This window comes from Pseudomonas sp. BNK-15, from assembly GCF_047456105.1.
Lineage (GTDB): Bacteria > Pseudomonadota > Gammaproteobacteria > Pseudomonadales > Pseudomonadaceae > Aquipseudomonas > Aquipseudomonas putida_E.
This window is the reverse complement of the sequence record NZ_CP179898.1, coordinates 4,791,002-4,816,054: the sequence shown is the minus strand read 5'-3', so window position 1 is coordinate 4,816,054 and position 25,053 is coordinate 4,791,002. Positions and strand designations below refer to the sequence as shown.

27 protein-coding genes and 1 riboswitch are annotated in these 25,053 nt (G+C 61.7%); of the genes, 18 read left to right on the top strand and 9 right to left on the bottom strand.

All coding sequences use genetic code 11. The features are described from left to right. Positions 1-10: 10 nt before the first annotated feature. A complete protein-coding gene (locus tag ACMGF5_RS22095; protein WP_204917991.1) occupies positions 11-883 on the bottom strand; it encodes a phosphate/phosphite/phosphonate ABC transporter substrate-binding protein in 873 nt (290 codons plus the stop codon). Next, positions 871-3,198 carry an EAL domain-containing protein gene (locus ACMGF5_RS22090; protein ID WP_414157214.1) on the bottom strand — a complete coding sequence of 776 codons (2,328 nt, stop codon included), beginning with the start codon at positions 3,196-3,198 and terminating at the stop codon, positions 871-873. The genes ACMGF5_RS22095 and ACMGF5_RS22090 overlap by 13 nt, the downstream gene beginning before the upstream one ends. A 161-nt stretch (positions 3,199-3,359) precedes the next feature. Beyond that, positions 3,360-3,473: riboswitch (TPP riboswitch) on the top strand. 78 nt (positions 3,474-3,551) lie between these two features. Here ACMGF5_RS22090 and ACMGF5_RS22085 point away from each other — a divergent pair. The 3 genes from ACMGF5_RS22085 to ACMGF5_RS22075 all read left to right on the top strand — a co-directional run bounded on the left by ACMGF5_RS22085 (position 3,552) and on the right by ACMGF5_RS22075 (position 6,774). Then, on the top strand, positions 3,552-4,199 hold the full coding sequence (locus ACMGF5_RS22085) for a TenA family protein (RefSeq protein WP_119687041.1): 648 nt from the start codon (positions 3,552-3,554) through the stop codon (positions 4,197-4,199). A 2-nt stretch (positions 4,200-4,201) separates the two neighbouring features. Then, positions 4,202-4,861 (top strand): thiaminase II, encoded by a 660-nt coding sequence (gene tenA, locus ACMGF5_RS22080; protein WP_404601597.1) that lies wholly within the window; start codon positions 4,202-4,204, stop codon positions 4,859-4,861. Positions 4,862-5,076: 215 nt separating this feature from the next. Continuing rightward, on the top strand, positions 5,077-6,774 hold the full coding sequence (locus tag ACMGF5_RS22075; RefSeq protein WP_414157213.1) for a BCCT family transporter: 1,698 nt from the start codon (positions 5,077-5,079) through the stop codon (positions 6,772-6,774). Between the two features lie 74 nt (positions 6,775-6,848). Here ACMGF5_RS22075 and ACMGF5_RS22070 read toward each other — a convergent pair whose 3' ends face one another. The 3 genes from ACMGF5_RS22070 to ACMGF5_RS22060 all read right to left on the bottom strand — a co-directional run bounded on the left by ACMGF5_RS22070 (position 6,849) and on the right by ACMGF5_RS22060 (position 9,464). Next, positions 6,849-7,799: an ornithine cyclodeaminase family protein gene (locus ACMGF5_RS22070; protein WP_414157212.1), complete on the bottom strand. Its 951-nt coding sequence runs from the start codon at positions 7,797-7,799 to the stop codon at positions 6,849-6,851. After that, a complete protein-coding gene (locus ACMGF5_RS22065; RefSeq protein WP_119689046.1) occupies positions 7,796-8,773 on the bottom strand; it encodes a threonine/serine dehydratase in 978 nt (325 codons plus the stop codon). The genes ACMGF5_RS22070 and ACMGF5_RS22065 overlap by 4 nt, the downstream gene beginning before the upstream one ends. 76 nt (positions 8,774-8,849) lie before the next feature. Then, a complete protein-coding gene (locus ACMGF5_RS22060) occupies positions 8,850-9,464 on the bottom strand; it encodes a transcriptional regulator (protein ID WP_046786185.1) in 615 nt (204 codons plus the stop codon). A 279-nt stretch (positions 9,465-9,743) separates the two neighbouring features. On the opposite strand from ACMGF5_RS22060, the gene ACMGF5_RS22055 reads away from it, so the two are divergent. Next, the gene (locus ACMGF5_RS22055; RefSeq protein WP_046786186.1) at positions 9,744-10,724 is read left to right on the top strand and encodes a DNA-binding protein; all 981 of its coding nucleotides are present in this window, start codon (positions 9,744-9,746) and stop codon (positions 10,722-10,724) included. A gap of 78 nt (positions 10,725-10,802) precedes the next feature. On the opposite strand, the gene ACMGF5_RS22050 is transcribed toward ACMGF5_RS22055, so the two are convergent. Next, a complete protein-coding gene (locus ACMGF5_RS22050; protein WP_046786187.1) occupies positions 10,803-11,054 on the bottom strand; it encodes a hypothetical protein in 252 nt (83 codons plus the stop codon). 13 nt (positions 11,055-11,067) lie between these two features. Beyond that, positions 11,068-11,568 (bottom strand): DUF4142 domain-containing protein, encoded by a 501-nt coding sequence (locus tag ACMGF5_RS22045; protein ID WP_115274776.1) that lies wholly within the window; start codon positions 11,566-11,568, stop codon positions 11,068-11,070. Positions 11,569-11,751: 183 nt separating this feature from the next. On the opposite strand from ACMGF5_RS22045, the gene ACMGF5_RS22040 reads away from it, so the two are divergent. The 3 genes from ACMGF5_RS22040 to ACMGF5_RS22030 are packed head-to-tail and all read left to right on the top strand — an operon-like array spanning position 11,752 to position 14,396. Beyond that, on the top strand, positions 11,752-11,994 hold the full coding sequence (locus ACMGF5_RS22040) for a hypothetical protein (protein ID WP_115274777.1): 243 nt from the start codon (positions 11,752-11,754) through the stop codon (positions 11,992-11,994). Then, the gene (gene xth / locus ACMGF5_RS22035) at positions 11,991-12,779 is read left to right on the top strand and encodes an exodeoxyribonuclease III (RefSeq protein ID WP_414157211.1); all 789 of its coding nucleotides are present in this window, start codon (positions 11,991-11,993) and stop codon (positions 12,777-12,779) included. The genes ACMGF5_RS22040 and xth overlap by 4 nt, the downstream gene beginning before the upstream one ends. A gap of 48 nt (positions 12,780-12,827) precedes the next feature. Further along, positions 12,828-14,396 carry a diguanylate cyclase gene (locus tag ACMGF5_RS22030; protein ID WP_414157210.1) on the top strand — a complete coding sequence of 523 codons (1,569 nt, stop codon included), beginning with the start codon at positions 12,828-12,830 and terminating at the stop codon, positions 14,394-14,396. 12 nt (positions 14,397-14,408) lie between these two features. Here the strand turns inward: ACMGF5_RS22030 and ACMGF5_RS22025 are convergent, their stop codons facing one another. Beyond that, positions 14,409-15,122, bottom strand: coding sequence for an MgtC/SapB family protein (locus tag ACMGF5_RS22025; RefSeq protein WP_119687037.1), 714 nt, complete (start codon positions 15,120-15,122; stop codon positions 14,409-14,411). 406 nt (positions 15,123-15,528) lie between these two features. Between ACMGF5_RS22025 and ACMGF5_RS22020 the strand changes: the two genes are divergently transcribed. Next, positions 15,529-15,996 (top strand): sterol desaturase family protein, encoded by a 468-nt coding sequence (locus tag ACMGF5_RS22020; RefSeq protein WP_125924133.1) that lies wholly within the window; start codon positions 15,529-15,531, stop codon positions 15,994-15,996. 5 nt (positions 15,997-16,001) lie between these two features. On the opposite strand, the gene ACMGF5_RS22015 is transcribed toward ACMGF5_RS22020, so the two are convergent. After that, on the bottom strand, positions 16,002-16,889 hold the full coding sequence (locus tag ACMGF5_RS22015; RefSeq protein WP_119687035.1) for a bile acid:sodium symporter family protein: 888 nt from the start codon (positions 16,887-16,889) through the stop codon (positions 16,002-16,004). A gap of 192 nt (positions 16,890-17,081) precedes the next feature. Here ACMGF5_RS22015 and ACMGF5_RS22010 point away from each other — a divergent pair, with 192 nt between their 5' ends. The 10 genes from ACMGF5_RS22010 (at position 17,082) to ACMGF5_RS21965 (ending at position 24,992) form a co-directional block, all read left to right on the top strand. Beyond that, the gene (locus ACMGF5_RS22010; RefSeq protein WP_204917982.1) at positions 17,082-17,963 is read left to right on the top strand and encodes a Dyp-type peroxidase; all 882 of its coding nucleotides are present in this window, start codon (positions 17,082-17,084) and stop codon (positions 17,961-17,963) included. Positions 17,964-18,052: 89 nt separating this feature from the next. Next, positions 18,053-18,961, top strand: coding sequence for an aldo/keto reductase (locus ACMGF5_RS22005; RefSeq protein ID WP_119687034.1), 909 nt, complete (start codon positions 18,053-18,055; stop codon positions 18,959-18,961). A gap of 4 nt (positions 18,962-18,965) precedes the next feature. Further along, positions 18,966-20,285: an NTP/NDP exchange transporter gene (locus tag ACMGF5_RS22000; RefSeq protein WP_115274783.1), complete on the top strand. Its 1,320-nt coding sequence runs from the start codon at positions 18,966-18,968 to the stop codon at positions 20,283-20,285. Positions 20,286-20,395: 110 nt separating this feature from the next. Further along, positions 20,396-20,614, top strand: coding sequence for a general stress protein (locus ACMGF5_RS21995; protein WP_012314511.1), 219 nt, complete (start codon positions 20,396-20,398; stop codon positions 20,612-20,614). Between the two features lie 65 nt (positions 20,615-20,679). Further along, positions 20,680-20,877, top strand: a complete 198-nt coding sequence (locus ACMGF5_RS21990; RefSeq protein ID WP_115274784.1) for a hypothetical protein — start codon at positions 20,680-20,682, stop codon at positions 20,875-20,877. An 18-nt stretch (positions 20,878-20,895) separates the two neighbouring features. Then, entirely contained in the window at positions 20,896-22,230 is a 1,335-nt protein-coding gene (locus ACMGF5_RS21985; protein WP_414157209.1) for an iron-containing redox enzyme family protein, read from the top strand. After that, positions 22,230-23,183: a methyltransferase gene (locus ACMGF5_RS21980; protein ID WP_119687033.1), complete on the top strand. Its 954-nt coding sequence runs from the start codon at positions 22,230-22,232 to the stop codon at positions 23,181-23,183. Before ACMGF5_RS21985 ends, ACMGF5_RS21980 begins: the two co-directional genes overlap by 1 nt. 99 nt (positions 23,184-23,282) lie before the next feature. Then, the gene (locus tag ACMGF5_RS21975) at positions 23,283-23,873 is read left to right on the top strand and encodes a nucleosidase (RefSeq protein WP_115274786.1); all 591 of its coding nucleotides are present in this window, start codon (positions 23,283-23,285) and stop codon (positions 23,871-23,873) included. Between the two features lie 122 nt (positions 23,874-23,995). Beyond that, positions 23,996-24,133 (top strand): PSPA7_2676 family Cys-rich small protein, encoded by a 138-nt coding sequence (locus tag ACMGF5_RS21970; RefSeq protein ID WP_168216574.1) that lies wholly within the window; start codon positions 23,996-23,998, stop codon positions 24,131-24,133. 10 nt (positions 24,134-24,143) lie between these two features. Then, positions 24,144-24,992 carry a Ku protein gene (locus tag ACMGF5_RS21965; protein ID WP_046786202.1) on the top strand — a complete coding sequence of 283 codons (849 nt, stop codon included), beginning with the start codon at positions 24,144-24,146 and terminating at the stop codon, positions 24,990-24,992. Positions 24,993-25,053: the final 61 nt, after the last annotated feature.

Here is a 25,053-nt window from a genome sequence, read left to right as displayed (position 1 = left end):
GTCCTCTGACTCAGCGCGGTATCGCGGCATCCATCATCTGGCGCAGCGGCGCGTACTGGGCCTGGCTCACCGGCACCAGCCCACTGGCACCCTGGGCGGTAACGAAGGCCGCCAGGGCTTCGGGGTCATCGAGCATCGCCTTGCGGATTCGGCTTTTCAGGGCCGGGCACAGGCGGGCACTGAACACGTATGGGTCGTAGTAGATCGGCTGCGACCGCCACTGCACCGTGAGCCTGTCTGGTGCCAACCCATGCCGGGCCAGGTAGGCATCGGCCCGCTCGCTTGCAACGAACGCGGCATCGACACGGCCCTGCAGCAACGCGTCCAGCGCTTTGTCATGAGTACCGGCATACACCAGCGAGCCAAAGAACTGTTGCAATGGCGCCCCCACCTGGCCTGCAAATTCGACGCTGGGCACCAGGCTGCCTGAGGTGCTGGCCGGGTCGCTGAGGGCCACGCGCTTGCCCCGCAAAGGCTCGATCCCCTCAAGGCTGCCGGCGCGGGTCAGCAGCAGTGCCTGGTAATGGCTGCCTGCAGCGGTGTAAGGCCCGCCACTCAAGGTGAAGGTGGCAAAGGGTTCTATACGTGGGTCGCGGCGTTGGGCAAGCAAATAGGACGCAGGGCCGAGGCGGGCGATGTCGGCACCGCCGGAAACGATGGCATCGACCACGCTTTCGTAGGACGCGGCGATCACCAGTTCCACCGGCACCCCCGCTGCGTGGCTCAGTCGTTGCAGCAACACTTGATGCTCGCGCATCATGTCTTCGCTGCTTTTGATCGGAATGACGGCCAGGCGCAAGCTGTGGGGCGTACAGTCGGCCAGCACGCTGGTTGCCAGCAACTGGGCAAACAACAGGCCGGCGAGGGCCGTCAGAGCGCGCATGGCTTTTCCTCCCTGTTGTTGAAGGGTGGGTAGTCGCGCAGTTGGGCCGGCGACAACGGTCGGCTGAAGTGGTAGCCCTGGGCGATATCGCAGCCGGCGAGTTTCAGGCACACCACCTGTTCGCGGGTTTCTACGCCTTCTGCGACAACCTCCAGGCCCAAGCGCTTGGCCAGAATGATGGTTGATGAGACGAACGGGCTGTCGTCGTAGCTGTTGGACAACGGTGCGATCAGCGAGCGGTCTATCTTGAGCTTGCTCAGTGGCAGTGATTGCAGGTGAGCGAAGCCGGCGTAGCCGCGGCCAAAATCGTCAAGGCTGATGCCCAGACCTGCTGCGCGCAAACGGTGCAGGTGACCGACAGCCGTTCCTTCAGGGTCGAGAATGGTGGTCTCGGTTATCTCCAGCTCCAATTGTTGCGGGGCGATGCCGTAGAGCTGCAGCTTGGCCAGCAGGCGGGTACTGAAATCGGCTTGGCGCAACTGCAATGCCGACACATTCACCGCAAGGCGGTTATCGCGACCGTGAGCATCCCAGCGCGCCAGTTCTTCGCAGGCCAGGCGCAATACTTCCCAGCCCAGTTCGATGATGAAGCCACTGCGCTCGGCCAGGTCTATGAAACGGTCCGGGTAGAGCAGGCCGAATTCCGGGTGCTCCCAGCGTACCAAGGCTTCGTACCCCAGCACGCGCTGGGTATCCAGGCGAATCTGCGGCTGGTAGTGCAGCACGAACTGGCGCTCGGTCAAGGCGCAGCCAAAAGCCTGTTCCAGGGCAAAGGCCTGGATGTCGGAGAGGTTCAACGATGGGTCGAAGAAGCGGTACTGGGCGCGCCCGGCCTGCTTGGCCGAATACATGGCCGCATCGGCACAGCGGATCAGGCTGTCGATGTCCTGACCGTCGCGCGGGCAGATGCTGACGCCCACGCTGGGGCTGGTATTGACTTCCTGGCCATCGAGGGCGTAGGTAGCCGACAGTTTCAGCACCAGTTCGCGTACCCAAACATTGATCTGCTCCTCGCTGCGCTCACCGGCCAGCAGCACCACGAATTCGTCTCCCCCGAAGCGCGAGGCCTCATCACCAGGCTCAAGCAGGCGCTGGATGCGCCCGGCCACGGCCTGCAGCAGCAAGTCGCCGATCTTGTGGCCGAGCGAATCGTTGATCGACTTGAAACGGTCCATGTCGATGAACAGGATCGCCATCAGCCGGCGCTTGCCACGTTGGTGGGTCAGTGCAAGGCCTGCTATTTCGACGAACTGGCGGCGGTTATGCAACCCGCTGAGATGGTCGGTGGCGGCTGCATGGCTGCTACGCCGGTGTTCGTCTTCCAGGCGCCCGATCAGTTGCTGGTTGACCTGTTGTGCGTGCTCAAGGGCACTGAAGGCTTCCTGGCGCTTGCGCAGCAGGCGCAAGGTCCAGGCCAGGCTGGCAAGGATCATCAGGGTCATGCTCAGGTTCAGCCAGAACTGGCGCGAATACGCCAGGGCAGAGGCCGCGAGGATTTCGTCGATGCGCTGGCTGACGATGATGCTGAAACCGCGCTCGTCGATACGGCGGTAAAGGCTCTGATACGAGTGGCCTGCGGCAAATTGCACCAGCCGGCCCGTCTCGCTGCCCGGTGCTGGCAGGCCGGGTTCGAAATCGTCGCCGGCCACGACCACACCGCTGGTATCGATACGCAAGCGTTCCTGGCCATCGTCCTGCTGCAGGCGCATCAGCCCGGTATCGCCCAGGTCGATGTGCTGGAACAGCACGGCGAGATAGCCAATGTCGAGCTGCACTACCAGAATGTTGTCGATTTCTCGGCCTGGTACATTGGGCAGCGGCAAGAGGAAGGGCAGGCGCCAGCTCGGCATGGCGGGCGGGGTGAAGCCCGGTTCGACGCGTGGCAGGAAGGGTTTGAAGCCGTAATGCGCGACGTGCAGCTTCAGCTGCTGCAACCACTCTTCCGGCAGGTGGGGAGCTTCATCGGTATGGCTCGCCGACAACAATTGACCGTGGCTGTCATACAGGCTCATCCGTTTGAATACCGGGTCTTCGGCCAGCACCCGGGCCAGGCTCAGGCTGCCTTGGCGCATCATTTTCATGTCGTCCTGGGTGACACGGCCTACGGCCTGGGCACGATCGACCAGTTGGCGCAGGCTTTCAGCGACAATGTTGGCGAGGTTCTGGTGCTCGGCTGCCTTGGCCGTCAGCGCATCCTGGCGTGCGGCGGTCTTCTGGCTGAAGTGCAACCCCCAGAGAAAGGTCAGGGTGGCTGCGCAGAGCATCAGGATCAAAAGGCGCAGAAGGCCTGCTGACGAGAGAAAACGGCGTATCACGACTGGTATTCCCGACCCTGGGTGAAGCCCGAAAATACGACAGTAAAATGACAGGCTAATGACTGGTGGCTATTGGCCTCTATGATTTTCCCTGTTGAGCGTTGGCCTCCAGCCCAGGCGTTTTGCCTCGTGACAATGCCCTTGAAGGTGCGGTATACCTGCTCACCACCAAGGGGAGCCCGGCAACGGGCTGAGAAACCGCTGGCATTGCAGCGCGGTGACCCTTAGAACCTGATCCGGATCATGCCGGCGAAGGGATGGGACTGCCGACCTGCCTTTTTGCCGGCCTCACTGCGAGGCCGCTCCATGCCCCACCGTAACGGCCTCGCTGTCACCCTATGGAGTGCAGCATCATGACCGAACGTTTTTCCCAAACCTTGCGCCGCCAGAACGAGGCGACCTGGTCGGCTGCAGTCGGCCACCGCTTCGTCACTGAACTGTGCAACGGCAGTGTGGCGGACCCGGTCATGGTCCGCTACCTGGTACAGGACCACCGTTTTCTCGACAGCTTCCTGACCTTGCTCGGCGCCGCCATCGCCACTGCCGATACCTTCGAGGCACGCCTGCGTTTCGGCCGTTTTGCCGGGATGATCAGTAGCGATGAAAACACCTATTTCCTGCGTGCCTTCCAGGCGCTGGATGTAAGCACGCAGCAGCGCGCCGAACCCAAGGACACCGTGCCGACCGCAGGCTTCAAGGCCATCCTGCGCGAAGCCGCAGCGACCCGTTCCTATGCGGCGGCGCTGGCAGTGCTCAACGTTGCCGAAGGCCTGTATCTGGATTGGGCGCTGAAGGCACCAAAACCAATGCCGGACAACTTCGTCCACGCCGAGTGGATCACCCTGCATGACAACGCGGCATTCCAGGACTTCGTCGCCTTCCTCCAGGCCGAACTGGACCGCGTCGGCCCGCAGGAGCCGGCACTGGCCAGTGACTTCTACCAGCGCACCGTGGCGCTTGAGCTGGCCTTCTTCGACGCCATCTACGACCAGGAGGCCTGAGCATGGATATCTTCCAGCGCCTGAAGGCCGCCACCGCGCCCCAGTGGTCGAGCTATGTGGACCACGACTTCGTTCGGCAGATGGGTGAGGGCACCTTGAGCGAAGACGCGTTCCGGACTTACCTGGTGCAGGACTACCTGTTCCTCATCCAGTTCGCCCGTGCCTGGGCGCTTGCCGCTTATAAAAGCAGGCTGCCGGCCGACATCCGCGCGGCTCAGGCTGGCCTGGCTGCCATCCTCGACGAAACCGAACTGCACCTGCGCCTGTGCGCCCGCTGGGGGTTGTCGCAGGCCGATATCGAGGCCGCGCCGGAGCACCAGGCCACAGTCGCCTACACCCGTTACGTGCTCGATTGCGGCGCCGCCGGTGACCTGCTCGAACTGCATGTGGCGTTGGCCCCCTGCGTGATCGGCTACGCCGAAATCGGCCGCACGCTGGCTGCGCACATCGGTGACCTGAGTGATCACCCTTACCGTGAGTGGATTGGCGAATACGCCGGCGAGGGTTACCAGAGCGTGGCATCCGCAGCACGCAAGCACCTTGATGAACTGGCAGCGCGCAGCATGACCGAGCAACGGTTCGTGGAACTGGCGGCAATTTTTGGCCAGGCTTCGCGGCTGGAGGCCGACTTCTGGCAGATGGGGCTGGATGGGGCTGCCTGAGCCAATTCAGGTTTTGTGCTGGTTCGATAGGAGCCGGCACAATGTGACCGGCAGGTCGTTCAGAGGATGTGCCAGGACGGTCCTGGAATAGGGGCTACTGTTTCGGTCACAGGATAATCACGGGGCCTTCAGCGCGGCCGCCCCGGTTATTGCGCAGGCATCGCTAGCAATTACAACAACAAAAGCCTGCAGCAAAAACTGAAAAGGGCCCATCGATGGCAACGCAAGAGAACGTTGAAACACCGCCGCTCGGCGTCACCGACCCGTCCAAGACTGCTGAGGCCAGGCAGGACCGCCACCTTGAAGGCAAGCTCGACTGGGCGGTGTTCGGCTTCACCAGTCTGCTGGCAATCGCCTTCATCACCTGGGGTGTTGTCAACCAAGCCAGCCTCGCCGCGAGCGCTACCTCTGCGCAATCCTGGGTCATCGTCAACTTCGGCTGGTTTTTCGTCCTGACCTCTACCGTGTTCGTCATCTTCGTGCTGTGGCTGGCTGCCAGCCGCTACGGCAGAATCCCGCTGGGGCGCGACGGCGAAGCACCGGAATTTCGCACGGTCTCCTGGGTTGCCATGATGTTCAGCGCGGGCATGGGCATCGGCCTGATGTTCTTCGGCGTCGCCGAACCGCTGTCACACTACGTTTCACCACCGCCCGGCACTGCCGCTGGCCAATCTGACGAGGCACTGCAGGTGGCGATGGCGACCACGCTGTTCCACTGGTCGCTGCACCCTTGGGCGATGTACGCCATCGTCGGCCTGGCAATCGCTTATGGCACGTTCCGCCGTGGCCGCTCGCAGTTGATTTCCACCGCGTTCCGGCCCTTGATCGGCAAGCATGCCAACGGCCCTGTCGGGCGGGTGATCGACATGATGGCCATCTTCGCCACCCTGTTCGGTTCAGCGGCTTCGCTGGGGCTCGGCGCCCTGCAGATTGCGGGTGGGCTGGAATACAACGGCTGGATCGATCACCCGGGCAAGCTGTTCTACATCGCCATCATCACCTTGCTGACCATTGCCTTCGTCGCTTCGGCCGTGTCCGGCATCGGCAAGGGTATTCAGTGGCTGTCCAATACCAACATGGTGCTGGCCTTGGCACTGGCGCTGTTCGTCTTCCTGGTAGGGCCGACGCTGTTGATGCTCAACCTGTTGCCAACATCGATCGGGGTCTACATCAAGTTACTGCCCGAGATGATGGCGCGTACCAGCGCCAGTGGCGGTGATGCGATGGACAGCTGGCTGGCCGGCTGGACCGTGTTCTACTGGGCCTGGTGGATTTCCTGGACGCCCTTTGTCGGCATGTTCATCGCCCGTATCAGCCGCGGGCGCAGCATCCGCCAGTTCGTCAGCGGCGTGTTGCTGGTACCAGGCCTGGTCAGCCTGGTGTGGTTCAGCGTTTTCGGCGGCGCCGGCATCGATGCACTGCGCGAAGGCAGTTTCGCTCTCATCGACGGTGCAGTGAACAGCAACCATGCCCTGTATCAGTTGCTCGACAGCTACCCCTGGGCTTGGGCCACTTCGGTGCTGGTCATGATCCTGGTGGCAATTTTCTTCGTCTCTGGGGCCGATGCAGCATCGCTGGTGATGGGTACCTTGTCCGAGCACGGCACCACGCAACCGTCCCGTGCGACAGTGATTTTCTGGGGGGCACTGACCGGCACCGTCGCGGCCATCATGCTCGCGCTGGGTGACCCAGGTAACCCCGGGGAGGCGCTTACAGGCCTGCAGAACCTGACCATCGTCGTGGCCTTGCCGTTTGTGGTGATCATGGTGCTGCTGTGCCTGGCGCTGTACCGTGACCTGCGCAAGGACCCTATGATGCTACGCCACCTGCGCGGCAGCGAGCTGATCGAAAAGGCGGTGCTGTATGGCGCAGTCAAGCACGGCGAGGAGTTCTACATCGTGGTGCAAGAGTAGAAATCCTCGCTCAAGCCGGCCTCCAGGAAGGCCCAGGTGACGGAGCCATGATTGACCGGGCTCGGCTACGTACGTCAACCCGCGGTGAGGGACGCCAACACGCAGCTTGAGATCTGCGCGTCCTGCACGGCGACCCCGGTCAGGTCGGCCAGCGTGATCTGTTCGTCATGCTCACGGCCGGTGGCGCGGCCCTCAAGCAGGGCACCAAGCTCGGCCAGTTGCTGCTCCTTGATCAGGCCGGCCTTCAGCGCATGGGAGACTTCGCCGTACTGGCTGCACTGGTAGAGGGAGTCGACGATGATAAGGTCGGCCCGTGCAACCAGCGCGGGGTCGAGCTCCTGCTTGCCCGGCGCATCGGCGCCAACGGCGGTGATATGGGTGCCAGGTTGCAGCCATTCACGCTGCAACAGCGGCTCACGTGAAGGTGTTGCGCAGACGATCAGGTTGGCGGCGCGTGCAACCTCTTCGGCGTTACGCGTTACCCGCGCCTCATAACCCAGGCCGTTGGCGAAGGCTTTGTAGGCAGCCAGTTCAGCTTCACCGCGCCCCCACACCACCACGCTGCGGCAGGGGGTGACTGCACCCAGTTGCTCCAGCTGCATGCGCGCCTGGGTGCCGGTGCCCAGAATACCAATCGCTTTCACGGTGGCAGGGGCCAGCAGGCGGGCGGCGATGCGCCCGGCCAGCGCAGTGCGGATGCAGGTCAGCCAGCCCTCATCCTGCAACAAGGCAAGGGGTTGCCCGGTACTGGCCGAGGCCACCAGCATCAAGCCATCGTTGCTTGGCAGCCCCTTTGAAGGATTGTCGTAAAAGCCGGTCGACAGCTTCACCGTGAACGTGGCGCTACCCTCGACATGCGCTGACTTGATACAGCAGTCACCGTTGGCCTGGGGGAAAGCGAATGCCTGTACCGGTGGCACCTGGACCTTGCCTTGGGAGAACGCGATGAAACCTTGCTCCAGGCATTGCACCGCCAGCTCCATATCGAGCCGGGCGGTGATCTGTTGCTTGCTGAACACTTTCATTGAACAGCCTCGAGGAATTTATCGAGCACGATGTTGCGACCGCAAATGACGACCGCGACGCGCTTGCCGCGGTATGCCTTGGCCATCTTCTGCATGCCGGCCACCGCCACACCGGCAGCACCCTCGATGATCCAGCGCTCATGGTTGGCGACATCGCGCATCGCCGCCTTTATCTCTTCTTCGCTGACCAGCACGGTGCGCGACAGCAGCGTCTGGCAAAGGGGGAAGGTGATGCAGCCTGGCTCGACCCCACCGGCTGTACCGTCGGAGATCGTGTCTTGCTCTTGCATGTCGATGATTTCCCCGGCTTCGAGCGAGCGCTGCAGGGTAGGGGCATTCGCCGGCCAGCAGCCAATGATCTCGATGCCCGGGTTGAGAGCCCGCAGTGCCGCGCCGATACCCGAAATCATGCCGCCGCCGCCGACCGCCACGAACACTGCGTCCAGGTCCGGTGCCTGTTCAAAGAGCTCCATCCCGATGGTGCCTTGGCCGGCGATCACTTCAAGGTCGTTGTAAGGCGATACAAAAGGCTTGCCTTGGAGGGCAGCCTGACGCGCCGCTTCCAGTTCCACACCCAAAGGGTCCAGGTCGAGGCTTACCACTTCGGCGCCGAGCGCGCGAATTGCACCCAGCTTGTAGGCAGACGCCGAAGTGGTGGTGTAAACGGTGACTGGCACTCCCATCACCTTGCCAGCAAGCGCAAGCGCTTGCCCATGGTTGCCGGAGGAGGCCGTGATGACGCCCAGTTTGCGCTGCTCGGCTGGCAGCAGGCGAAGCTTGTTACTGGCACCGCGGAATTTGAACGAACCTGTGTGTTGCAGGTGCTCGCATTTCAGATACACGCTGCATTCGGTCATTGCCGAAAGCCCGACGCTGAAATTGAGCGGGGTGACATTCACCTCAGGGCGCAGTGCCTGGTGTGCATCAGCGATAGCTTGGTAGAGGGAAGACAGGTTCGTGGCATCGGCAGGCATCGTGGCAGTGTCCATTCGTGGATTTGCGTTCCACAATAGACTCAATATCCATAAGAGACAAGCGCTGACCATTCATTCAGGCGGGGTGGTCCCTCAGTTCCTTGAGGTACTTGTAAACAGTCGCTCGGCCCATGCTCAGCACATTGGCGACATAGTCCGCCCCGCTGCGCCCCTCGAATGCCCCTTCGGTATGCAGCGCCTCCACCAGCGCGCGCTTTTCTTTCATCTTCAACGTACGCAGTGACAAATTGCGCTCCTTGAGCCAGGCGTGCAGGAAGGTATTGATGCGTTCCTGCCAGTCATCCTTGAACAGCGCATCGGGCTGCGGCACCAGGCGGCTTATCTGGAAAAACGCATCCAGCGCCTCGCGTGCCTGTTCCAGTACCGAGAAATTCAGGTTGATGCAAAGCAGGTGTTCGGCTTCACCGTTCTGGTTGTAAAGCACCGTGGTAATGGAGCGGATCTTTTGGCCGTTCCAGTTGAGCTTTTCGTAAGGGCCGAGCTTGGCGGCGTTGCGAAAATCGCCCAGCTCCAGGTCCAGTGCCGAGTCATCGCCAATCTTGCGTTTGGAAAAATTATTGGCGATGTGCACGACCGTCTGACTTTGTACCTCGTGGACGATCACTTCGGCGTGGGGGAAGAGCAGCAGCGCGATGCTGTCGGCGATTGCCTTGTAGTTTTCGATGTTCATCTTGAGCCGGGCGTGGGTACTTGATTTGGCAGATAGCCGTTTTGTCCATGGTGGACTCAAGCGCTATCCAACTTCAAGGCACCTTCAGGAATCACTTTTCAGCACCTTTCGTACTGCCAGTTCAGCGCCAGCCCACTTAAAACCCGCTTCGCACTCCCTCTCATGCGATAAGCCGTGATTATTACGCCTTAGAAATACCTTGAGTCAGCGTCTTAAAAAAGACAAAATTCATACGTAAATACATGGTACGTACCATGATACGAAATAGTAGGAGCAATCATGGCCCGGGGCGGCATAAACAAGGCGGTAGTGCAGCAGGCAAGGCAAGTGCTGATAGCCCGGGGCGAGTACCCCAGCATCGATGCTGTACGTATCGAACTGGGCAATACGGGCTCGAAAACCACCATTCATCGTTACCTGAAAGAGCTGGAAGGCCAAAAGCCTGCGGCGCTTCAAGGCGCGCCGGCACTGAGCGATACACTGGCCAAGCTGGTCGCGCAGCTGGCAGAGCAGCTTCAGGAAGAGGCCGATGCGCGTATCGAGCAAATTGAAGCGACCTTCAAAGAGCAACAGGAGCAGCTCCAGAGCCAGCTGCAACTGGCTCAGCAGGCGTTGGCCGCAGCGCATCAGCAACAACAGATCCAGGCCGCAGCGCTGGCCGCCGAGTCGGAGCGGCTCAGTGCCACCCAGAGCACGCTGCAAGCCGAGCAATTGCGTGGCGCCAGCCTGAACCAGTCGCTGGGTGAACTGCAGCTGCGTTTGGCCGACAAGGACGAACAGGTGCGCTCGCTGGAAGAAAAACATCAGCATGCAAGGGATGCTCTGGAACATTACCGAAGCGCCAGCCGCGAGCAGCGCGAGCAGGACCTGCGTCGCCATGAGGCACAGGTGCAACAGTTGCAGCTCGAACTGCGCCAGCTTCAACAAGGCATGATCGTCAAGCAGGATGAACTGACGCGCCTGCATCGGGACAACGAACGATTGCTTGGCGAGCACCGCCAGGCCAGCAGCGAGCGCAAGGCGCTGGACGAATTGCTGGAGCAGCGTGATACGCAGATCCAGGGCTTGCGCACGATCCTGGCGCAAGCGCAGGGGGCCAGTGACGAAATGCGCAGGCAATTGCAGGCGCAGGGCCAAAGCCTGGAAGACAAACGTGCGCTTTGTGCAGAGCAGGGCAGGCAATTGCAGTTTCTGGAAGAGGAACTGCTCAGGCGCGATGAAGCGCTGAAGGTGCTTCGGGAGGGTCAAACCACACGCTAAAAGAAGCGTTGCGGGTTTCGGCAAGCCGGCTCCCGCAACGCACGCTCAAAGGATCGAAAGATGGGGCGCTAGAGTTGGTTAGCCTTCCACCCGCTTGGCAGCCTCGACACCCGCAGCTGAAAGCTTGATCGGATAGCTGACGCTGAACTGCTGGTTACTGTCGACCGTTACGCTGCCATCGTGGATCAGGCCATGTTCCTGCAGCGTCTTGAGTGCATCGGCAACGGCATTTTCACCGCGGTAATTGTCCAGCACTTCCTTGCCCAAGCCCTGTGGGTGGGCGTGCAGCAGACGCGTCAGTATTTCGCTACGCAAAGTATCGTTAGTCATGTGTGTCCTCCGATCACTTGCCATGCTTGGCCTGGAGCGCTTTGGCCTGTTCCAGGTGCTTCTCGAGCGTTGGCAGGGTTTCACTGGCGAAAGCCTTCAGTTCCGGCTTGTCAGACGATGCCGCTTCCTTCTTGAACAGCTCCACGGTTTTTTCGTGGGCATCGACCTGGTTGTTGACATAGGACTTGTCGAACGACTCCTCGCGCCATTCGAGGATCATCTTCTTGACCTTGTCGGTCAGCGCCGCTTCATCGGGCACGCTGATGTCCAGCTTGCGGGCGATGTCGCCGAGTTGCTGGTTGGCTTTGGTGTGATCGGTGACCATATGCTGGGCGAAGGTCTTGATGTCGGCGTTCTGGCTCTTTTCCAGGGCCAGATTGCCGGTGACCACCTCGGCGATACCAGCCTCTGTGGCTGCATCGACGAAGTCATCGGAGGAAGCCGCCAGTGCCTGCAGCGATGCCATGCCCAGCACCAGCGACAGACCTGCGCGTTTTATGAACAGATTGCTCATGTTTCACTCCTTGCTATCGGTGGCGCGACCTCAGTGTCGCGTACGGTTGAGCCTGGGGCGTGGGTATAGGTTTAATTTTTTTCAGGCCTTTTTGTCAGGCAAGGTGGCCACCGCGACCCCAAGGTTGAACGATGCGCAGCAGTTGCGCTCACACATTCAAAGGTTGCCGCGAAGGAGCAGGGCATGAGCATCGAACGCAGCATTCCCGAACTTGAGGCCTGGTACGCGCAATATGACGATGGCAGCTACCGCCGCGAGTCCCCGGATGCCTATCATCACGAACTGCTGCGCACCGCCCAAGCGCTGCGCGATGACGGGGCCATCGACTGGGATGACTGGCTGGCCCTCAAGGCTCTGGCAGACGAGGCCCATGTGGGGGCGCTGCAGGAGGCGGTACAAAGCCATGTGGATGACCCTGGCACATGAAGCCATTGCGCATCGCCACGTTCAACATCAACGGCATCGGCAGCCGGCTGCCGGCGCTGCTCGCCTGGCTGGAGCGGGAAAAGCCCGATGTCGCCTGCCTTCAGGAGCTCAAGGCAGCCGACACGAAGTTTCCCCGTGAGGCCATCGAAGCGGCAGGCTATGGCTGCCTGTACATGGGGCAGCCCTCGTGGAACGGGGTGGCCATCCTGGCGCGCGACTGCCAGCCGCTGGAAGTCCGGCGCGGCCTGCCAGGCATGGAAGGTGACAGCCAGAGCCGCTATCTGGAAGCCGCGGTACAAGGCGTGCTGGTAGGTTGCCTGTACCTGCCTAATGGCAACCCGCAACCGGGGCCGAAATTCGAGTACAAACTGCGCTGGTTCGAATGCCTGGTAGCGCATGCGCGCGACTTGCTGGGCCGTGGCCATCCTACTGTGCTGGCCGGTGATTTCAATGTCGTGCCGACTGACTTCGACATCTACAACCCCAAATCCTGGCTCAAGGATGCTTTGCTTCAACCCGAGTCCCGCAACTGCTACCAGGCCTTGCTCGAGCAGGGCTGGACCGATGCCATTCGCCAGCTGTATCCCGATGAGCGCATCTACACCTTTTGGGACTACTTCCGTAATCACTGGGCACGCAATGCCGGATTGCGTATCGACCACCTGTTGCTCAGCCCGGACATCGCTTCGCACCTCAAGGCCGGCGGCGTAGACGCGTGGGTGCGCAACGAGCCCAAGCCCAGCGACCATGCACCGGCATGGATCGAACTGGGTACGCGAAAGTAGCAGTGATCTATAGTGACAGGCGGCAAACGCTTGAGGGCAAGGACTTCCATGGGTGCGGCCGGTAAGCACGACGAAGACGGGCTATTCACCGTAACCGGTGAAGGGCGCGCCGTGGCGCTGTTTCGCCTGGTGCTGTCGTTCATGGCGGTTGTGCTGCTGACTTTCGTGTCTATCGAAGGGTGGCGGATCTGGCGCGACTACAGGCAAGCTTTCACCAATGCCGAAAACATGGTCAGCAACCTGGCCAGGGCTACGGCGCAGCACGCCGAAGATGCCATTCGCCAAGTGGACGCGATTACCGCTGTGCTGGCGGAGCGCCTTGAAGGCGATGGTTTCGATCATCTCGATCGCACACGCTTGCACGCCCTGTTGGCACAACAGAAAACGATCATGCCGCAACTGCACGGTTTGTTCGTGTACGGGCCCGATGGCAGCTGGATCGTCACCGACCAGGCTTCCATCCCGGCAAAGGCCAACAATGCCGACCGTGACTACTTCGCTTACCACCAGGCCCACACTGACCGTGAGGTGCGTATCGGTTCGGTGGTACGCAGCCGCTCCACCGGTGACCTGATCATTCCAATCTCGCGCAGGCTGGAGAATCGCGATGGCAGCTTTGCCGGGGTGTTGCTTGGCACCATCAAGGTGGACTGGTTCGTGCGCTATTACGGTGATTTCAAGATCGACGAGCGAGGCGCCCTGGTGCTGGCCAAGCGAGACGGCACCATCCTGGTACGCCGGCCGTTCGTGGAACACGTAGTCGGCCACAGCCTGGCAAACAGCGAAGTCTTCCGACATCACCTGCCTCATGCGAGCGAAGGGCTGGTTGAAGCGGTGGCGGTCGTTGATGGTACGCCCCGCCTGTATGCCTATCGCGCCCTGGCGCGATATCCATTGGTGGTAGAGGCGGGCTTGTCGCGTGAGTCGATCATTGCGCCCTGGCGGCACGATGTCATCAAGTCAGCCGCGATCCTGCTGCTTTTGCTGGTTGGATTGAGTGGCTTCGGCTGGGTGGTATTGCGCCAGTTGCGTGAGCGGATCGCTATCGAAAGGGCGTTGCACCAGGCCCACCAGACCCTCAGGTCGCTGGCCCTGACCGACAGCCTGACCGGGCTGGGCAACCGCCGCAGGCTGGATGCGGTGCTGGATGCGGAAATCCGCCGGGCCCGGCGACTGGTGCATGCGGTGGCGCTGGTGATGGTCGATCTTGATTTCTTCAAGCTGTACAACGACCGCTATGGCCACCCTGCGGGAGATCAATGCTTGCGCCGCTTTGCCGAATTGCTGCAGCAGGTGTTGAAGCGCCCGGCGGATCTGGCGGTGCGGTACGGTGGCGAGGAGTTCACGGTTTTACTTCCTGACACTGACGCACAGGGCGCCGAACAAGTGGTCGCAGAAATTCTGCAACTGTTGCGCCGCCTGATGATCGAGCATGCCGGCAGCCCGCTAGGCCGTGTATCTGCCAGTGCCGGGATTGCTGTGGGGCATCCGGCAGTGGACGCAAGCAGCCCCGAAAGCCTGATGTCTGCGGCTGACGGGGCGTTGTACCAGGCCAAGCGCCAAGGGCGCGATGGCTATGCCGTTGCCGGTGGCATGGCGATGAGTGCCGGTAACTAAGCCAGGACGCGCTCAATCGGTGGCCATGACTTGTGCCTGTAGCTGCCAGCGTACCGAACTGACGCCTTTTTCCAGGCTTACCCGGCTGACCAGGCGCTCCAGTTGTGCCGGTGCCTGTGGGTTACCGAGCAACTCTGCACGTACTTCCAGGCGCGCGGGGTTGGGCAAGTCTTCGCTGTGCAGCGACTGCAGGCGCAGTTCCGGGTCGCCCAGGCTGTGCAGCATCAGGCTGCGTACCTGAATTTCATCTTCGGCACGGCAAACCACGCGCACCTCGAAGCGTTGTTCGGCCTCGCTGGCCGGCACCACGCCCTGGCGGTCCAGGCGTTGGGCGATATCGCGCAGCAGTATGTTGGCACACAGCACCACCAGGCTACCCAGCGTGGCCTCCAGCAGCAGGCCAAGGCTGCACAGCACACCAACAGCCGCCGTGCACCACAGTGTGGCTGCAGTGTTCAGGCCGCGCACCGTGAAACCGTCGCGCATGATCACACCGCCCCCCAGAAAGCCGATCCCCGATACCACATAGGCGGCAACCCTTGAGGCATCGGTGGGGGCCATACCCGGTACCGCCTGGGTCATCAGCACGAACAGGCAGGCGCCAGTGCTGACCAGCGCATTGGTGCGCAGCCCGGTCATGCGTTGGCGCAGCTGGCGCTCGGCACCGATCAGGGCGCCAAGCAGCAAGGCGATGCTGACACGCAGCAGAAATACTTTCCAATCCATAGCGAACCTCTTGCGCGGGCACATGCCCGCTCTGACGCCATCGAAAATGGCGCGGCTTAAAAACCAGAAATGCGCAGGACCACAAGAGGAGGAACGAGGAGGGCTCAAGCCGCAGGGGCTGAGAAATCCACCGTCTGGCCAATAGCGAGACAGTGGCAGGAAGCTGCCGGACTAGCTCGCCGTGTGGGCCTGTCGCAAGCGACTGGGGCTACTGTCCAATGCAGGACTCCTGTTCAGGGATGCGAAATTGCGGGTGGACCATACGCCGCAGCTTGTACAGGGTCAAGGGCGAAAACATGACAATGGCTTCATAAGGAAATGCCCTACAGCAAGTCACGGCCGCATGGCAAAAAACACCGGTACTCGTTACCCTTGCGCCACTCTTTGTCATCCCTCGGACCGTTACATGCTGCTCAATTTTGTTGTGCTGATCGGCACTCTGGTGGCCATGGAAGGTGTCGGCACGCTGGCACACAAGTACATCATGCATGGCTGGGGCTGGTGGCTGCACCGTTCGCACCATGAGCCTCAGCTGGGCATGCTGGAAACCAACGACCTCTATCTGCTGGCCCTGGGCATCATTGCTGCGGTACTGGTGGCCCTGGGCAAGGCCGGGCACGCACCGTTGCAGTGGGTGGGCGGCGGTGTGGCGAGTTACGGAATATTGTACGTGCTGGCCCACGACGGGTTTTTCCATCGGCATTGGCCGCGCAAGCCGCGGCCGATCAACCGCTACCTCAAGCGCCTGCATCGTGCCCATCGCCTGCACCATGCGGTCAAGGGGCGCACGGGCAGCGTGTCGTTCGGCTTTTTCTACGCACCTCCCCTCAAGGTGCTCAAACGCCAGTTACAGGCTCGGCGCAATCGCCGCTGAAGGCGTCAATTCACAGTTTCGCCCTGCACTGCGCCATGCCCACGGCTGACCCACCAGCCAAACCCCGCCGCCGTGAAAAACATGATCAGACTATAGAGCGCCGCTGGCACCGCCATGGTGGCGTTGTTCAGCAGCGATGGGCTCAAGGCGACGGCGATCGCCAGGGTGCCATTGTGGATACCGATCTCCATGCCGATGGCAATGGCCTGGCGCTTGGGAATGCTCAACAGGCGCGGCACCCAGTAGCCGACGGCCAGGCTGATCACGTTGAACAGAAGTGCGGCCAGGCCAACCACGGGGGCGTACGCAACCACGGTCTGCCAATCCTTGGCCAGGGCCAGCACAATGGTGAATGCCAGAAACAGCGCCGCCACCAGTTTCATGGGCTTTTCCATGCGTGAGGCAAAGCCTGGCGCCCAGCGGCGGATCATCATGCCCAGGGCAACCGGCAGCAGGACGATGGCGAACACCTGCATGACCTTGGCAAATTGCAGCGGGATGGCCTGGTCTGACGCCATGAACCACATCAGCGACAGGTTGACCAGCAACGGCATGGTCAGGATGGCGATCAGGGAGTTGACCGCGGTGAGGGTAATATTCAAGGCCACGTCACCATGGGCCAGGTGGCTGAACAGGTTGGCGGTGGTGCCGCCCGGGGACGCGGCCAGCAGCATCAGGCCGACCGCCAGGGCCGCTTCCAGCCCAAGACCGTTGGCGATCAGGAAACACACCAGCGGCAGTAGAAGAATCTGGCAGGCCAGGCCGATGACCACCGGCTTTGGGTACTTCACCACGCGAGCGAAGTCGGCCAATGTGAGCGACAAACCCAGGCCAAGCATGATGATGCCCAGGGCCAAAGGCAGGAAGGCGGTAAGCAAGGGCGAGGCGGTCATGGCGGCTACTCGGGCAAGGGATCAAGCCAGTCTAGGCTCGGCCTGAACGATCGCTAATTGCAATGAGCCACCACTTGGTAACCTTTTGTTACGGCAGCGCCACGATGCCAGCTGGCAAAGTGACTGCATCGCGCGTTGCGACGGGCCGCTGCGCGCAGTAGCATTCGCGCTTTTACCGAGGATTCGCCTGTCATGCCGTTCCAGCAAGGTCTGCTTGCCACCCCGGTGCCGGCCCAAGCCCGCCACCTGTTCTTCACGCTACAATCGCCCGAGGCACTGCCAGCAGCCCTGGATGCGCTGCTGCCCCATGTGGATGGCCAGCGCCTGATCGTGGGGGTAGGCGCGCCTCTGGCAAAGGCCTTGGGCCGTGAAGTGCCTGGCCTGCGCGCATTCCCTCAGTTGGATGCAGCGGTGGAAAACCCGAGCACCCAGCATGCCTTGTGGCTGTGGCTGCGTGGCAACGAGCGTGGTGACCTGCTGCTGCAGGCCCAGGCGTTGGAGCAGGCCTTGGCACCGGCACTGCGCCTGACCGACAGCATCGACGGCTTCCTGCACCGTGGCGGCCATGACCTGACTGGTTACGAGGACGGTACTGAAAACCCGGTTGATCAGGATGCCGTCGACGCGGCGGTAGTCGCGGGCGAGCAGCCGGGCCTGGCAGGCTCCAGTTTTGCTGCTTTCCAGTTGTGGAAGCATGACCTGGGGTACTTCAAGTCGCTGCCCCAGGCAGACCAGGACAACATCATGGGCCGCCGCCTGAGCGATAACGAAGAGCTCGACGATGCGCCAGCCTCAGCCCACGTCAAGCGCACTGCCCAGGAAAGCTTCGCACCTGAGGCATTCATGGTGCGTCGCTCCGTGTCCTGGGCCGACCACCGTGGCGCAGGCCTGGCGTTTGTCGCTTTGGGTCGAAGCTTCGATGCCTTCGAAGTGCAACTGCGGCGTATGAGCGGGCTGGAAGACGGCATTATCGATGGCCTGTACCGCTTCAGCCGGCCGCTGACGGGTGGTTACTACTGGTGCCCACCGATGACCGACGTCGGCCTGGACCTGAGCCTTCTGCTGAAGGCCTGAACACTAAACATCCAGAAACAGAATCACCTGCAATCGGGGGGTAGGGCGACTAGCCTTGAAAGTTTCCGACTTATGACGGGAGCTTTGCCATGTATGCACGTCGCGATGTCCTACGCGCCAGCGCGGCTTTGGGGCTGTTGGCCAGCAGCCCTTGGTTGCGGGCTGCGCCCAGCACTGGCTTGCTGACCCGCAAGGTGCCGTCCACAGGCGAGGCCTTGCCGGTCATTGGCGCAGGTACCTCCGGCAGTTTCGAAGTCGAGGCCGGCTCGGCCGATTACCAGCAGCTGAAGGCCGTACTGAAGGCGTTTTTCGAGGGCGGCGGCAAAGTCATCGACACCTCGCCCAACTATGGCGGGGCAGACCGTATTCTTGGCCAATTGCTGGAGGAGGGGGGCTGGCACCAGCAGTGCTTCATCGCCACCAAAATCGCGGCCGACAGCCGGGCCGACGCCGAGGCACAATGGGCGGGTACCCTGAAAAGCCTGCGCACTGACAAGGTCGACCTGCTGCAGATCCACAACCTGCGAGACTGGAAGACACAGTTGCCCTATGCCCGCGAACTCAAGCAGCAGGGCAAGACCCGCTACATAGGCATTACCCATTACCTGAACAGCGGTCATGACGAAGTCGCCCGGCTGGTGCGCAGCGAACCGCTGGACTTCATCCAGATCAACTATTCGGTCAACGCGCCGCAAGCGGCAAGTGAGTTGTTGCCGTTGTGCCAGGACAAGGGCGTGGCGGTGCTGATCAACCGCGCATTCGATGACGGCCGTCTGTTCGCCAAGGTCAAGGACAAACCACTGCCTGCCTGGGCCGCAGAAGCGGGAGTCAGCAGTTGGGCCCAAGTGTTCCTCAAGTTCGCCTTCAGCCATCGGGCTGTTACAACGGTCATCCCGGCAACCGGCCGTCCTGACCGCCAACTCGATCAACTTAAGGCCGGCCACGAGCCTTTGTTCACCCAGGCGCAGCAGAAAGCGCTGATCGAGCAGTTCGCCTGACACCATGGCCAGCTGGCGCAAGGGGCTGGACCAAGGGTTGAACATCCAGCCCGGCGAGGGGCCGGCTGTGGCCGGCGGTCTGGCGTTGTTCTACCTGCTGTTCACCGGTTACTTCATGCTGCGCCCGGTGCGCGAGACCATGGGCGTGGCAGGGGGCGTGGACAACCTGCAATGGCTGTTCACCGGCACCTTCATCGCTACGCTGAGCTGCCTGCCGCTGTTCGGCTGGCTGGCCTCCAAGGTGCGCCGGCGGCATATCCTGCCTTGGACCTATGGTTTTTTTGCCAGCAACCTGCTGCTGTTTGCGCTGCTGTTTGCCAGCAAACCAGACGACTTGTGGAATGCGCGGGCGTTTTACATCTGGTTGTCGGTGTTCAACCTACTGACCATCTCACTGGCCTGGAGCGTCCTGACCGACCTGTTCTCAACCGAGCAAGGCAAGCGCTTGTTCGGGCTGCTGGCAGCCGGGGCCAGCTTGGGCGGCTTGAGCGGGCCGTTACTGGGTACGCTGCTGGTCGCCCCGCTGGGGCACGCCGGGCTGGTTTCGCTGGCCGCCATGTTTTTACTGGGCAGCATTGCCGCTGCCGCGTACCTGCAGCGCTGGCGTGATTGCCACCCAATGCCTGCGCTGAGCGAGCAGCCAGCGTCGCGGCCATTGGGGGGTAACCCGTTCGCGGGCGCAACCGCTGTAATGCGTTCGCCGTACCTTTTGGGTATTGCCCTGTTCGTGGTGCTGTTGGCCAGTGTCAGTACCTTTCTGTATTTCGAGCAGGCGCGCATCGTCAGCGAAACGTTCACCGACCGTACTCGTCAGACTCAGGTATTTGGCCTGATCGATACGGTCGTTCAGGCCCTGGCCATCCTCACCCAGGTGTTCATCACCGGTCGGCTGGCCAAACGCATGGGGGTAGGGGTGTTGCTGGTGGCAGTGCCGCTGGTGATGGCAGCCGGCTTCGTCTGGCTGGCCCTGGCCCCGGTATTTGCGGTGTTCGTGGTGGTGATGGTAGTGCGCCGCGCAGGCGAATATGCCTTGGTGCGGCCGGGTCGGGAAATGTTGTTCACCGTATTGCCCGCCGAAGACAAATACAAAGCCAAGAACTTCATCGATACCGTGGTTTACCGTGGCGGCGACGCCTTGAGCGGGTGGGTCAAAAGAGCCCTGGATGTGCTGGGTGACCATCCGCAACTGGCGATGTTGCTAGGGGCCGCGATCGCTCTGGGCTGGGCCCTGACGGGTGGTTGGCTGGGGCGGCGGCAGCGGCTGCTGGATAGCCGCGTCACGCAATCGGCTAGCGCACAAAATACATCGCCTCCGGTTATTTAACGCCGCCGGTCCGAACGCCTGGCGATAAAACGAATCCCTCGATATCACCGAACTCCGAACCTATGTACGGCGCTTGCCGTGCATCCAGCAGTCATATGAGGTTTCAGACCATGGCTAACAAAGATAACAGCCGCACCGGCAGCCAGGGCGGCCAGGGTGGCACCAAGAACCCCGGCAACTTCGCCAACGACCGGCAAAAAGCTTCCGAAGCTGGCCGCAAGGGCGGGCAGTCCTCTGGCGGCGGCATGGCTCAAGACCGTGAGTCGGGCCGCAAGGATGCCGATATGCACAAGGACCGCGAGTCGGGCCAGAAAGGCGGCCGCTCGTAACTGACGAGAACGCGGTGCCGGGTCCTTCGGCACCGCGATTACTAAGCGGGTAAAGAGGACGTCCCATGCGCACTACAGCCATCATCGTTCTGTTGAGCAGCCTGACGCTGCTCGGCGGTTGTTTCGATCGTGACGCCGAGCATCCGGCCAAGGATGCAGACCAGAGCAAACCTTCGCTGCAAATGCAGCAACCCGACGAAAAGCCTGCGCCACAGCCTGCACCTGACCCTGAGCCCATGCCACGGGAAGGCCAGAGCCAATAGTCAAGAGAGGAGCGAGGCATGACGGTTCTGATGCGCAACAACCCATCCAGGACGCCGGCGCCGACTGTGCATCGGCCATTGAGCAGCCGCTACCACGCGATGTTGTCCGGCGACTACACCACTGCGCGCCAGTGGCTCGCCGAGCAGTTCGCGAAGGCGAACGCCATGACCGATGACCTGCCGGACACGCCTGATCAACTACAGGACTGGAGTGCACGACACGCCGCACAGGTTGCCGCCGAGCACGCCGCCTATCTGGCCCAGCGCCGTCAAGGCGCGCCTCGCCGTTATTTTGCCAACCGCGCCCACGCCTTGTGGTTCCTGCAACAGGTGGCGCCGACCAAGGTCGTTGATGGTGCCTGGCTTCACGGTGCCCTGCGCCGCTGGCAAGACCCTCGCTACCACGGCCTGATCCGGACCTACCTTGAGGAGCTGGGTGACGGCGATCCGCATTGCAACCACGTGCTTATCTACCAGAGGTTGCTGGGCAGGCTGGGTTGTTTGGATTGCATGCCTCTGGATGATGAGCGCTACCTGCAAGGGGCAGTACAACTGGCGCTGGGCAGCTGCGCGGAGTGGTTTCTGCCTGAGGTCATTGGTTACAACCTGGGTTACGAGCAGCCACCGTTACACCTGCTGATCACCACCCACGAGCTGGCCGAGCTCGGCATCGACGGTCATTATTTCCAGCTTCACGTGACGATCGACAATGCTGCCAGCGGCCATGCCAGCAAGGCCATCCAGGCGGTGCAGCAACTGTGCCCGGCGCAGGACGCCGAGGTGTTCTACCGTCGGGTCAGGCATGGCTACCGCCTCAATGATCTTGGCATTGACACGCCCACGCTAATCGGCGGCTTCGACCTTGAGGCCCAATTGCTGGCTGCCCTGGAGCGCAAGCGCGTGTTCGGGCAGTTCATGCACGCTGACCGCTGCCGATTGCAGCAGCGCACGGTCAACCAATGGCTGTCCGAACCCGCTGCGCTACCGGCATTTTTGCAGGCGCTTGTGGCCCAGGGCTGGATCAAGCGCGGGCAGAATCCGGCCGACAGCCGCTGGTGGTCGCTGATCGATGGGCCTGGCGCCCCCATGTTCGGCGTCTTCAATGCCTACGAGAAGCAGCTGTGGCACGACTGGATCGCCGGCGACTGGCAGGGCGCAGTGCGTCGCTTGCCGCCAGGCAGTTGGGAAGCTGCCCTGCACCAGCAACCACGTATTGAAGAAAGCCATGAAAGCGCTGATATCGAAACGTTGATCGAGCGCATGGCGGGCAATCAGCACGCCTTGCCGCAGGGTTTGTCCGCCACTCGGGCGTACCTGCATGCCACAGGTCTTGGCGAGGAGGGGCCGCACTGATGATACTCAACCCGCAACGAACCCAGGCCGATGAAGCCTTGCTGCAACTTGGCCGGCGCCTGCGTGCTGACGGTTACCAGTTCACCTGCGTGACGCCCGCCACCCATGCACGCAACAACGCCCGCCAGGGTGCAGAGCGGGCCGGCAACCTGCGCGACGTATTCGGCTGGAGCCGCCCGTTCCCGGCGTCATTGATCAGCGCCGACGAACTGGACCAGCTCAGCACCGCGCAGGTGCTGTACGAGGACGGCGCACTGCTGCGCAGCCAGGTACGCTGGTCCAGCCTCGACGATTTGCTGCTGGTGCATTCCGCCTACCCGACCGAGGCTGCTGATGCGGTGTTCTTCGGCCCCGACAGCTATCGCTTTGCCCAGGTCATCCATGACCATCTACAACGCAGCCCGGTACGGGTCGAACACGCTGTGGACATTGGTTGCGGCAGCGGCGTCGGTGCCTTGCTGATCGCCCGCGCGGCGCAACATGCCCAGGTCAGCGCCGTGGACATCAACCCTCTGGCACTGCGCTATACCGCGATCAATGCTGCGCTGGCGGGGGTGAGCAATGTGTCCATTGCGCACAGTGACTTGCTTGCCGGGGTCAGTGGCAATTTCGACCTCATCGTGGCCAACCCACCCTACATGCTCGATCATGGCCAGCGCACGTATCGCCACGGTGGCGATACTTTGGGCGCCGATCTGTCGTTGCGCATCATCGAACAGGCGCGCGAGCGTCTGAGCCCAGGCGGGTCACTGCTGCTGTACACCGGCGTGGCGATTGTCGAAGGTCGTGATCCATTGCTCGAGGCCATTCGCCTGCGCCTGGCGGGGCCTGAATGGGCCTGGGTGTACCGCGAGGTCGACCCGGACGTATTCGGTGAACAATTGCTGCAGCCAGGTTATGAACAAGTCGAGCGTATTGCCGCAGTGGCGCTGACTGTCAACCGCAGTGCATGACGCGCTATTGCAACTTGCCACCACGGTGGGGCTTGCAATCAGTTAGCGTTCACCGACAATGGCAGCGCCCTTTGCAAGCCATTTGGAACGCCCTGCGCCATGATGCTGACCCAGCAATTCCCCGACATTACGTTGGCCGACACCCTGTTCGTATTCGCCCTCGAGGCGGAAGCCGGCACGGTATTCGCCGACGTCAATACCGTTTTCACCGGCATCGGCAAGGTCAATGCTGCCATCGCCCTGACCAAGGCGGTTGAGCGGCAGCGGCCCAAACTGATCGTCAACCTCGGCTCGGCGGGCAGCCAGCGATACGGCAAGGGTGAGGTGGTGTGCTGCACGCGCTTCGTGCAACGCGACATGGATGTCACTGCGCTGGGCTTCGCCCGCTATGAGACGCCGCTGTCGGATATTCCGGTGTTGCTCGAGCATGGCCAGCCGATAGATGGGCTGCCGCTGGGCATCTGCGGCAGCGGCGACAGCTTTGAGGTCAGCCACGGCGATGCTCCATACGACATCGTCGACATGGAAGCGTACGTTCTGGCGCTGATCGCCCGTAATGAAGGCATTCCGTTCGTTTGCCTGAAATACATTTCCGATGATGCCGGCAGCGATGCGGCCCAGGACTGGTCTGTGCAGGTACATCTGGCCGCCGAGGCGTTCAAGCGCGTGCTTTTCGCCATCGAACCCTGATCAGCCATGACGATCAAGCCACTGTAGTTTCGACAGCCGTAGGGCATTCGGGCTAAACCTTCAGCGCGCCGTGCAGTCATTTCAGGTAAGCGCCCGATATTTCCGGGCCAAGGAGGTGGCTGATGACCTTTGTCTGTCTGCTGCGTGGCTGCCACTGGCGCGCCATGACCCAAACCGAAGTGCCCGGGCTGCAATGCCAGCTTTGCGAACGCTGTGGCGCCTTGCGCTACTGCCAGCCGGGCCATTCCCTGCAACCATAGGAGGCACGCCATGGCCAGGGCAATCTGGAAAGGCGCGATCAGTTTCGGCCTGGTGCATATCCCGGTCTCGCTCAACACGGCAGTGCGCACCGAGCGTGTGGATTTCGACTGGCTGGACAAACGCAGCATGGAGCCGGTGGGTTATAAACGGATCAACAAGGTGACCGGCAAGGAAATCGACAAGGACAACATCGTCAAAGGTGTGGAGCATGAGAAAGGTCGTTATGTGGTGATCAGCGAGGAAGAGATCCGCAAGGCCCGGCCCGAAGCGACCCAGACCATCGATATCTTCTCGTTCGTCGCTGCCAGCGAGATCCCCTTGCAGCACTTCGATACACCGTATTACCTGAGCCCGGATCGTCGCGGCGGCAAAGTTTATGCGTTGCTGCGTGAAACACTGGAGAGCACTGGCAAGGTGGCGTTGGCCACGGTGGTGCTGCATACACGCCAGCACCTGGCATTGTTGCGGCCGCTGGACGACGCGTTGGTGATGATCACCTTGCGCTGGCCGGAAGAGGTGCGCGGGCTGGAGACGCTTGAGCTGGACAAGAGCGTGACCGACACCAAGCTCGACAAGCGCGAACTGGACATGGCCAAGCGGCTGGTCGAAGACATGAGCGGCTCGTGGGCTCCGGATGAGTACCATGATGCGTTCCGCCAGACCATCATGGACCTGGTGGAAGAAAAGGCCAGCAAAGGCAAGATCAGCGTGGTGGACAAGGGCGAAGGGGGCGAAGCCGAAAAAAGCGCCGATATCATCGACCTCACCGAACTGCTCAAGCGCAGCCTGGGCGGCAAGGCTGCGAAGAAAGCGCCTGCCGAGAAGAAGCCTGGCAAGCGTACGCGTAAGGCTTCATGACTGTAGGGGGCGGGGCGCTTGCCTAGAATATTGTGGCGTCGTTGAGATCGAGCGCCGCCGG

Bases quoted from the DNA above. Each gene is read 5' to 3' on its own strand.
- ACMGF5_RS22095 (WP_204917991.1), bottom strand. From the start codon at position 883: ATGCGCGCTCTGACGGCCCTCGCCGGCCTGTTGTTTGCCCAGTTGCTG.
- ACMGF5_RS22085 (WP_119687041.1), top strand. From the start codon at position 3,552: ATGACCGAACGTTTTTCCCAAACCTTGCGCCGCCAGAACGAGGCGACC.
- tenA (WP_404601597.1), top strand. From the start codon at position 4,202: ATGGATATCTTCCAGCGCCTGAAGGCCGCCACCGCGCCCCAGTGGTCG.
- ACMGF5_RS22075 (WP_414157213.1), top strand. From the start codon at position 5,077: ATGGCAACGCAAGAGAACGTTGAAACACCGCCGCTCGGCGTCACCGAC.
- ACMGF5_RS22070 (WP_414157212.1), bottom strand. From the start codon at position 7,799: ATGAAAGTGTTCAGCAAGCAACAGATCACCGCCCGGCTCGATATGGAG.
- ACMGF5_RS22065 (WP_119689046.1), bottom strand. From the start codon at position 8,773: ATGCCTGCCGATGCCACGAACCTGTCTTCCCTCTACCAAGCTATCGCT.
- ACMGF5_RS22060 (WP_046786185.1), bottom strand. From the start codon at position 9,464: ATGAACATCGAAAACTACAAGGCAATCGCCGACAGCATCGCGCTGCTG.
- ACMGF5_RS22055 (WP_046786186.1), top strand. From the start codon at position 9,744: ATGGCCCGGGGCGGCATAAACAAGGCGGTAGTGCAGCAGGCAAGGCAA.
- ACMGF5_RS22050 (WP_046786187.1), bottom strand. From the start codon at position 11,054: ATGACTAACGATACTTTGCGTAGCGAAATACTGACGCGTCTGCTGCAC.
- ACMGF5_RS22045 (WP_115274776.1), bottom strand. From the start codon at position 11,568: ATGAGCAATCTGTTCATAAAACGCGCAGGTCTGTCGCTGGTGCTGGGC.
- ACMGF5_RS22040 (WP_115274777.1), top strand. From the start codon at position 11,752: ATGAGCATCGAACGCAGCATTCCCGAACTTGAGGCCTGGTACGCGCAA.
- xth (WP_414157211.1), top strand. From the start codon at position 11,991: ATGAAGCCATTGCGCATCGCCACGTTCAACATCAACGGCATCGGCAGC.
- ACMGF5_RS22030 (WP_414157210.1), top strand. From the start codon at position 12,828: ATGGGTGCGGCCGGTAAGCACGACGAAGACGGGCTATTCACCGTAACC.
- ACMGF5_RS22025 (WP_119687037.1), bottom strand. From the start codon at position 15,122: ATGGATTGGAAAGTATTTCTGCTGCGTGTCAGCATCGCCTTGCTGCTT.
- ACMGF5_RS22020 (WP_125924133.1), top strand. From the start codon at position 15,529: ATGCTGCTCAATTTTGTTGTGCTGATCGGCACTCTGGTGGCCATGGAA.
- ACMGF5_RS22015 (WP_119687035.1), bottom strand. From the start codon at position 16,889: ATGACCGCCTCGCCCTTGCTTACCGCCTTCCTGCCTTTGGCCCTGGGC.
- ACMGF5_RS22010 (WP_204917982.1), top strand. From the start codon at position 17,082: ATGCCGTTCCAGCAAGGTCTGCTTGCCACCCCGGTGCCGGCCCAAGCC.
- ACMGF5_RS22005 (WP_119687034.1), top strand. From the start codon at position 18,053: ATGTATGCACGTCGCGATGTCCTACGCGCCAGCGCGGCTTTGGGGCTG.
- ACMGF5_RS22000 (WP_115274783.1), top strand. From the start codon at position 18,966: ATGGCCAGCTGGCGCAAGGGGCTGGACCAAGGGTTGAACATCCAGCCC.
- ACMGF5_RS21995 (WP_012314511.1), top strand. From the start codon at position 20,396: ATGGCTAACAAAGATAACAGCCGCACCGGCAGCCAGGGCGGCCAGGGT.
- ACMGF5_RS21990 (WP_115274784.1), top strand. From the start codon at position 20,680: ATGCGCACTACAGCCATCATCGTTCTGTTGAGCAGCCTGACGCTGCTC.
- ACMGF5_RS21985 (WP_414157209.1), top strand. From the start codon at position 20,896: ATGACGGTTCTGATGCGCAACAACCCATCCAGGACGCCGGCGCCGACT.
- ACMGF5_RS21980 (WP_119687033.1), top strand. From the start codon at position 22,230: ATGATACTCAACCCGCAACGAACCCAGGCCGATGAAGCCTTGCTGCAA.
- ACMGF5_RS21975 (WP_115274786.1), top strand. From the start codon at position 23,283: ATGATGCTGACCCAGCAATTCCCCGACATTACGTTGGCCGACACCCTG.
- ACMGF5_RS21970 (WP_168216574.1), top strand. From the start codon at position 23,996: ATGACCTTTGTCTGTCTGCTGCGTGGCTGCCACTGGCGCGCCATGACC.
- ACMGF5_RS21965 (WP_046786202.1), top strand. From the start codon at position 24,144: ATGGCCAGGGCAATCTGGAAAGGCGCGATCAGTTTCGGCCTGGTGCAT.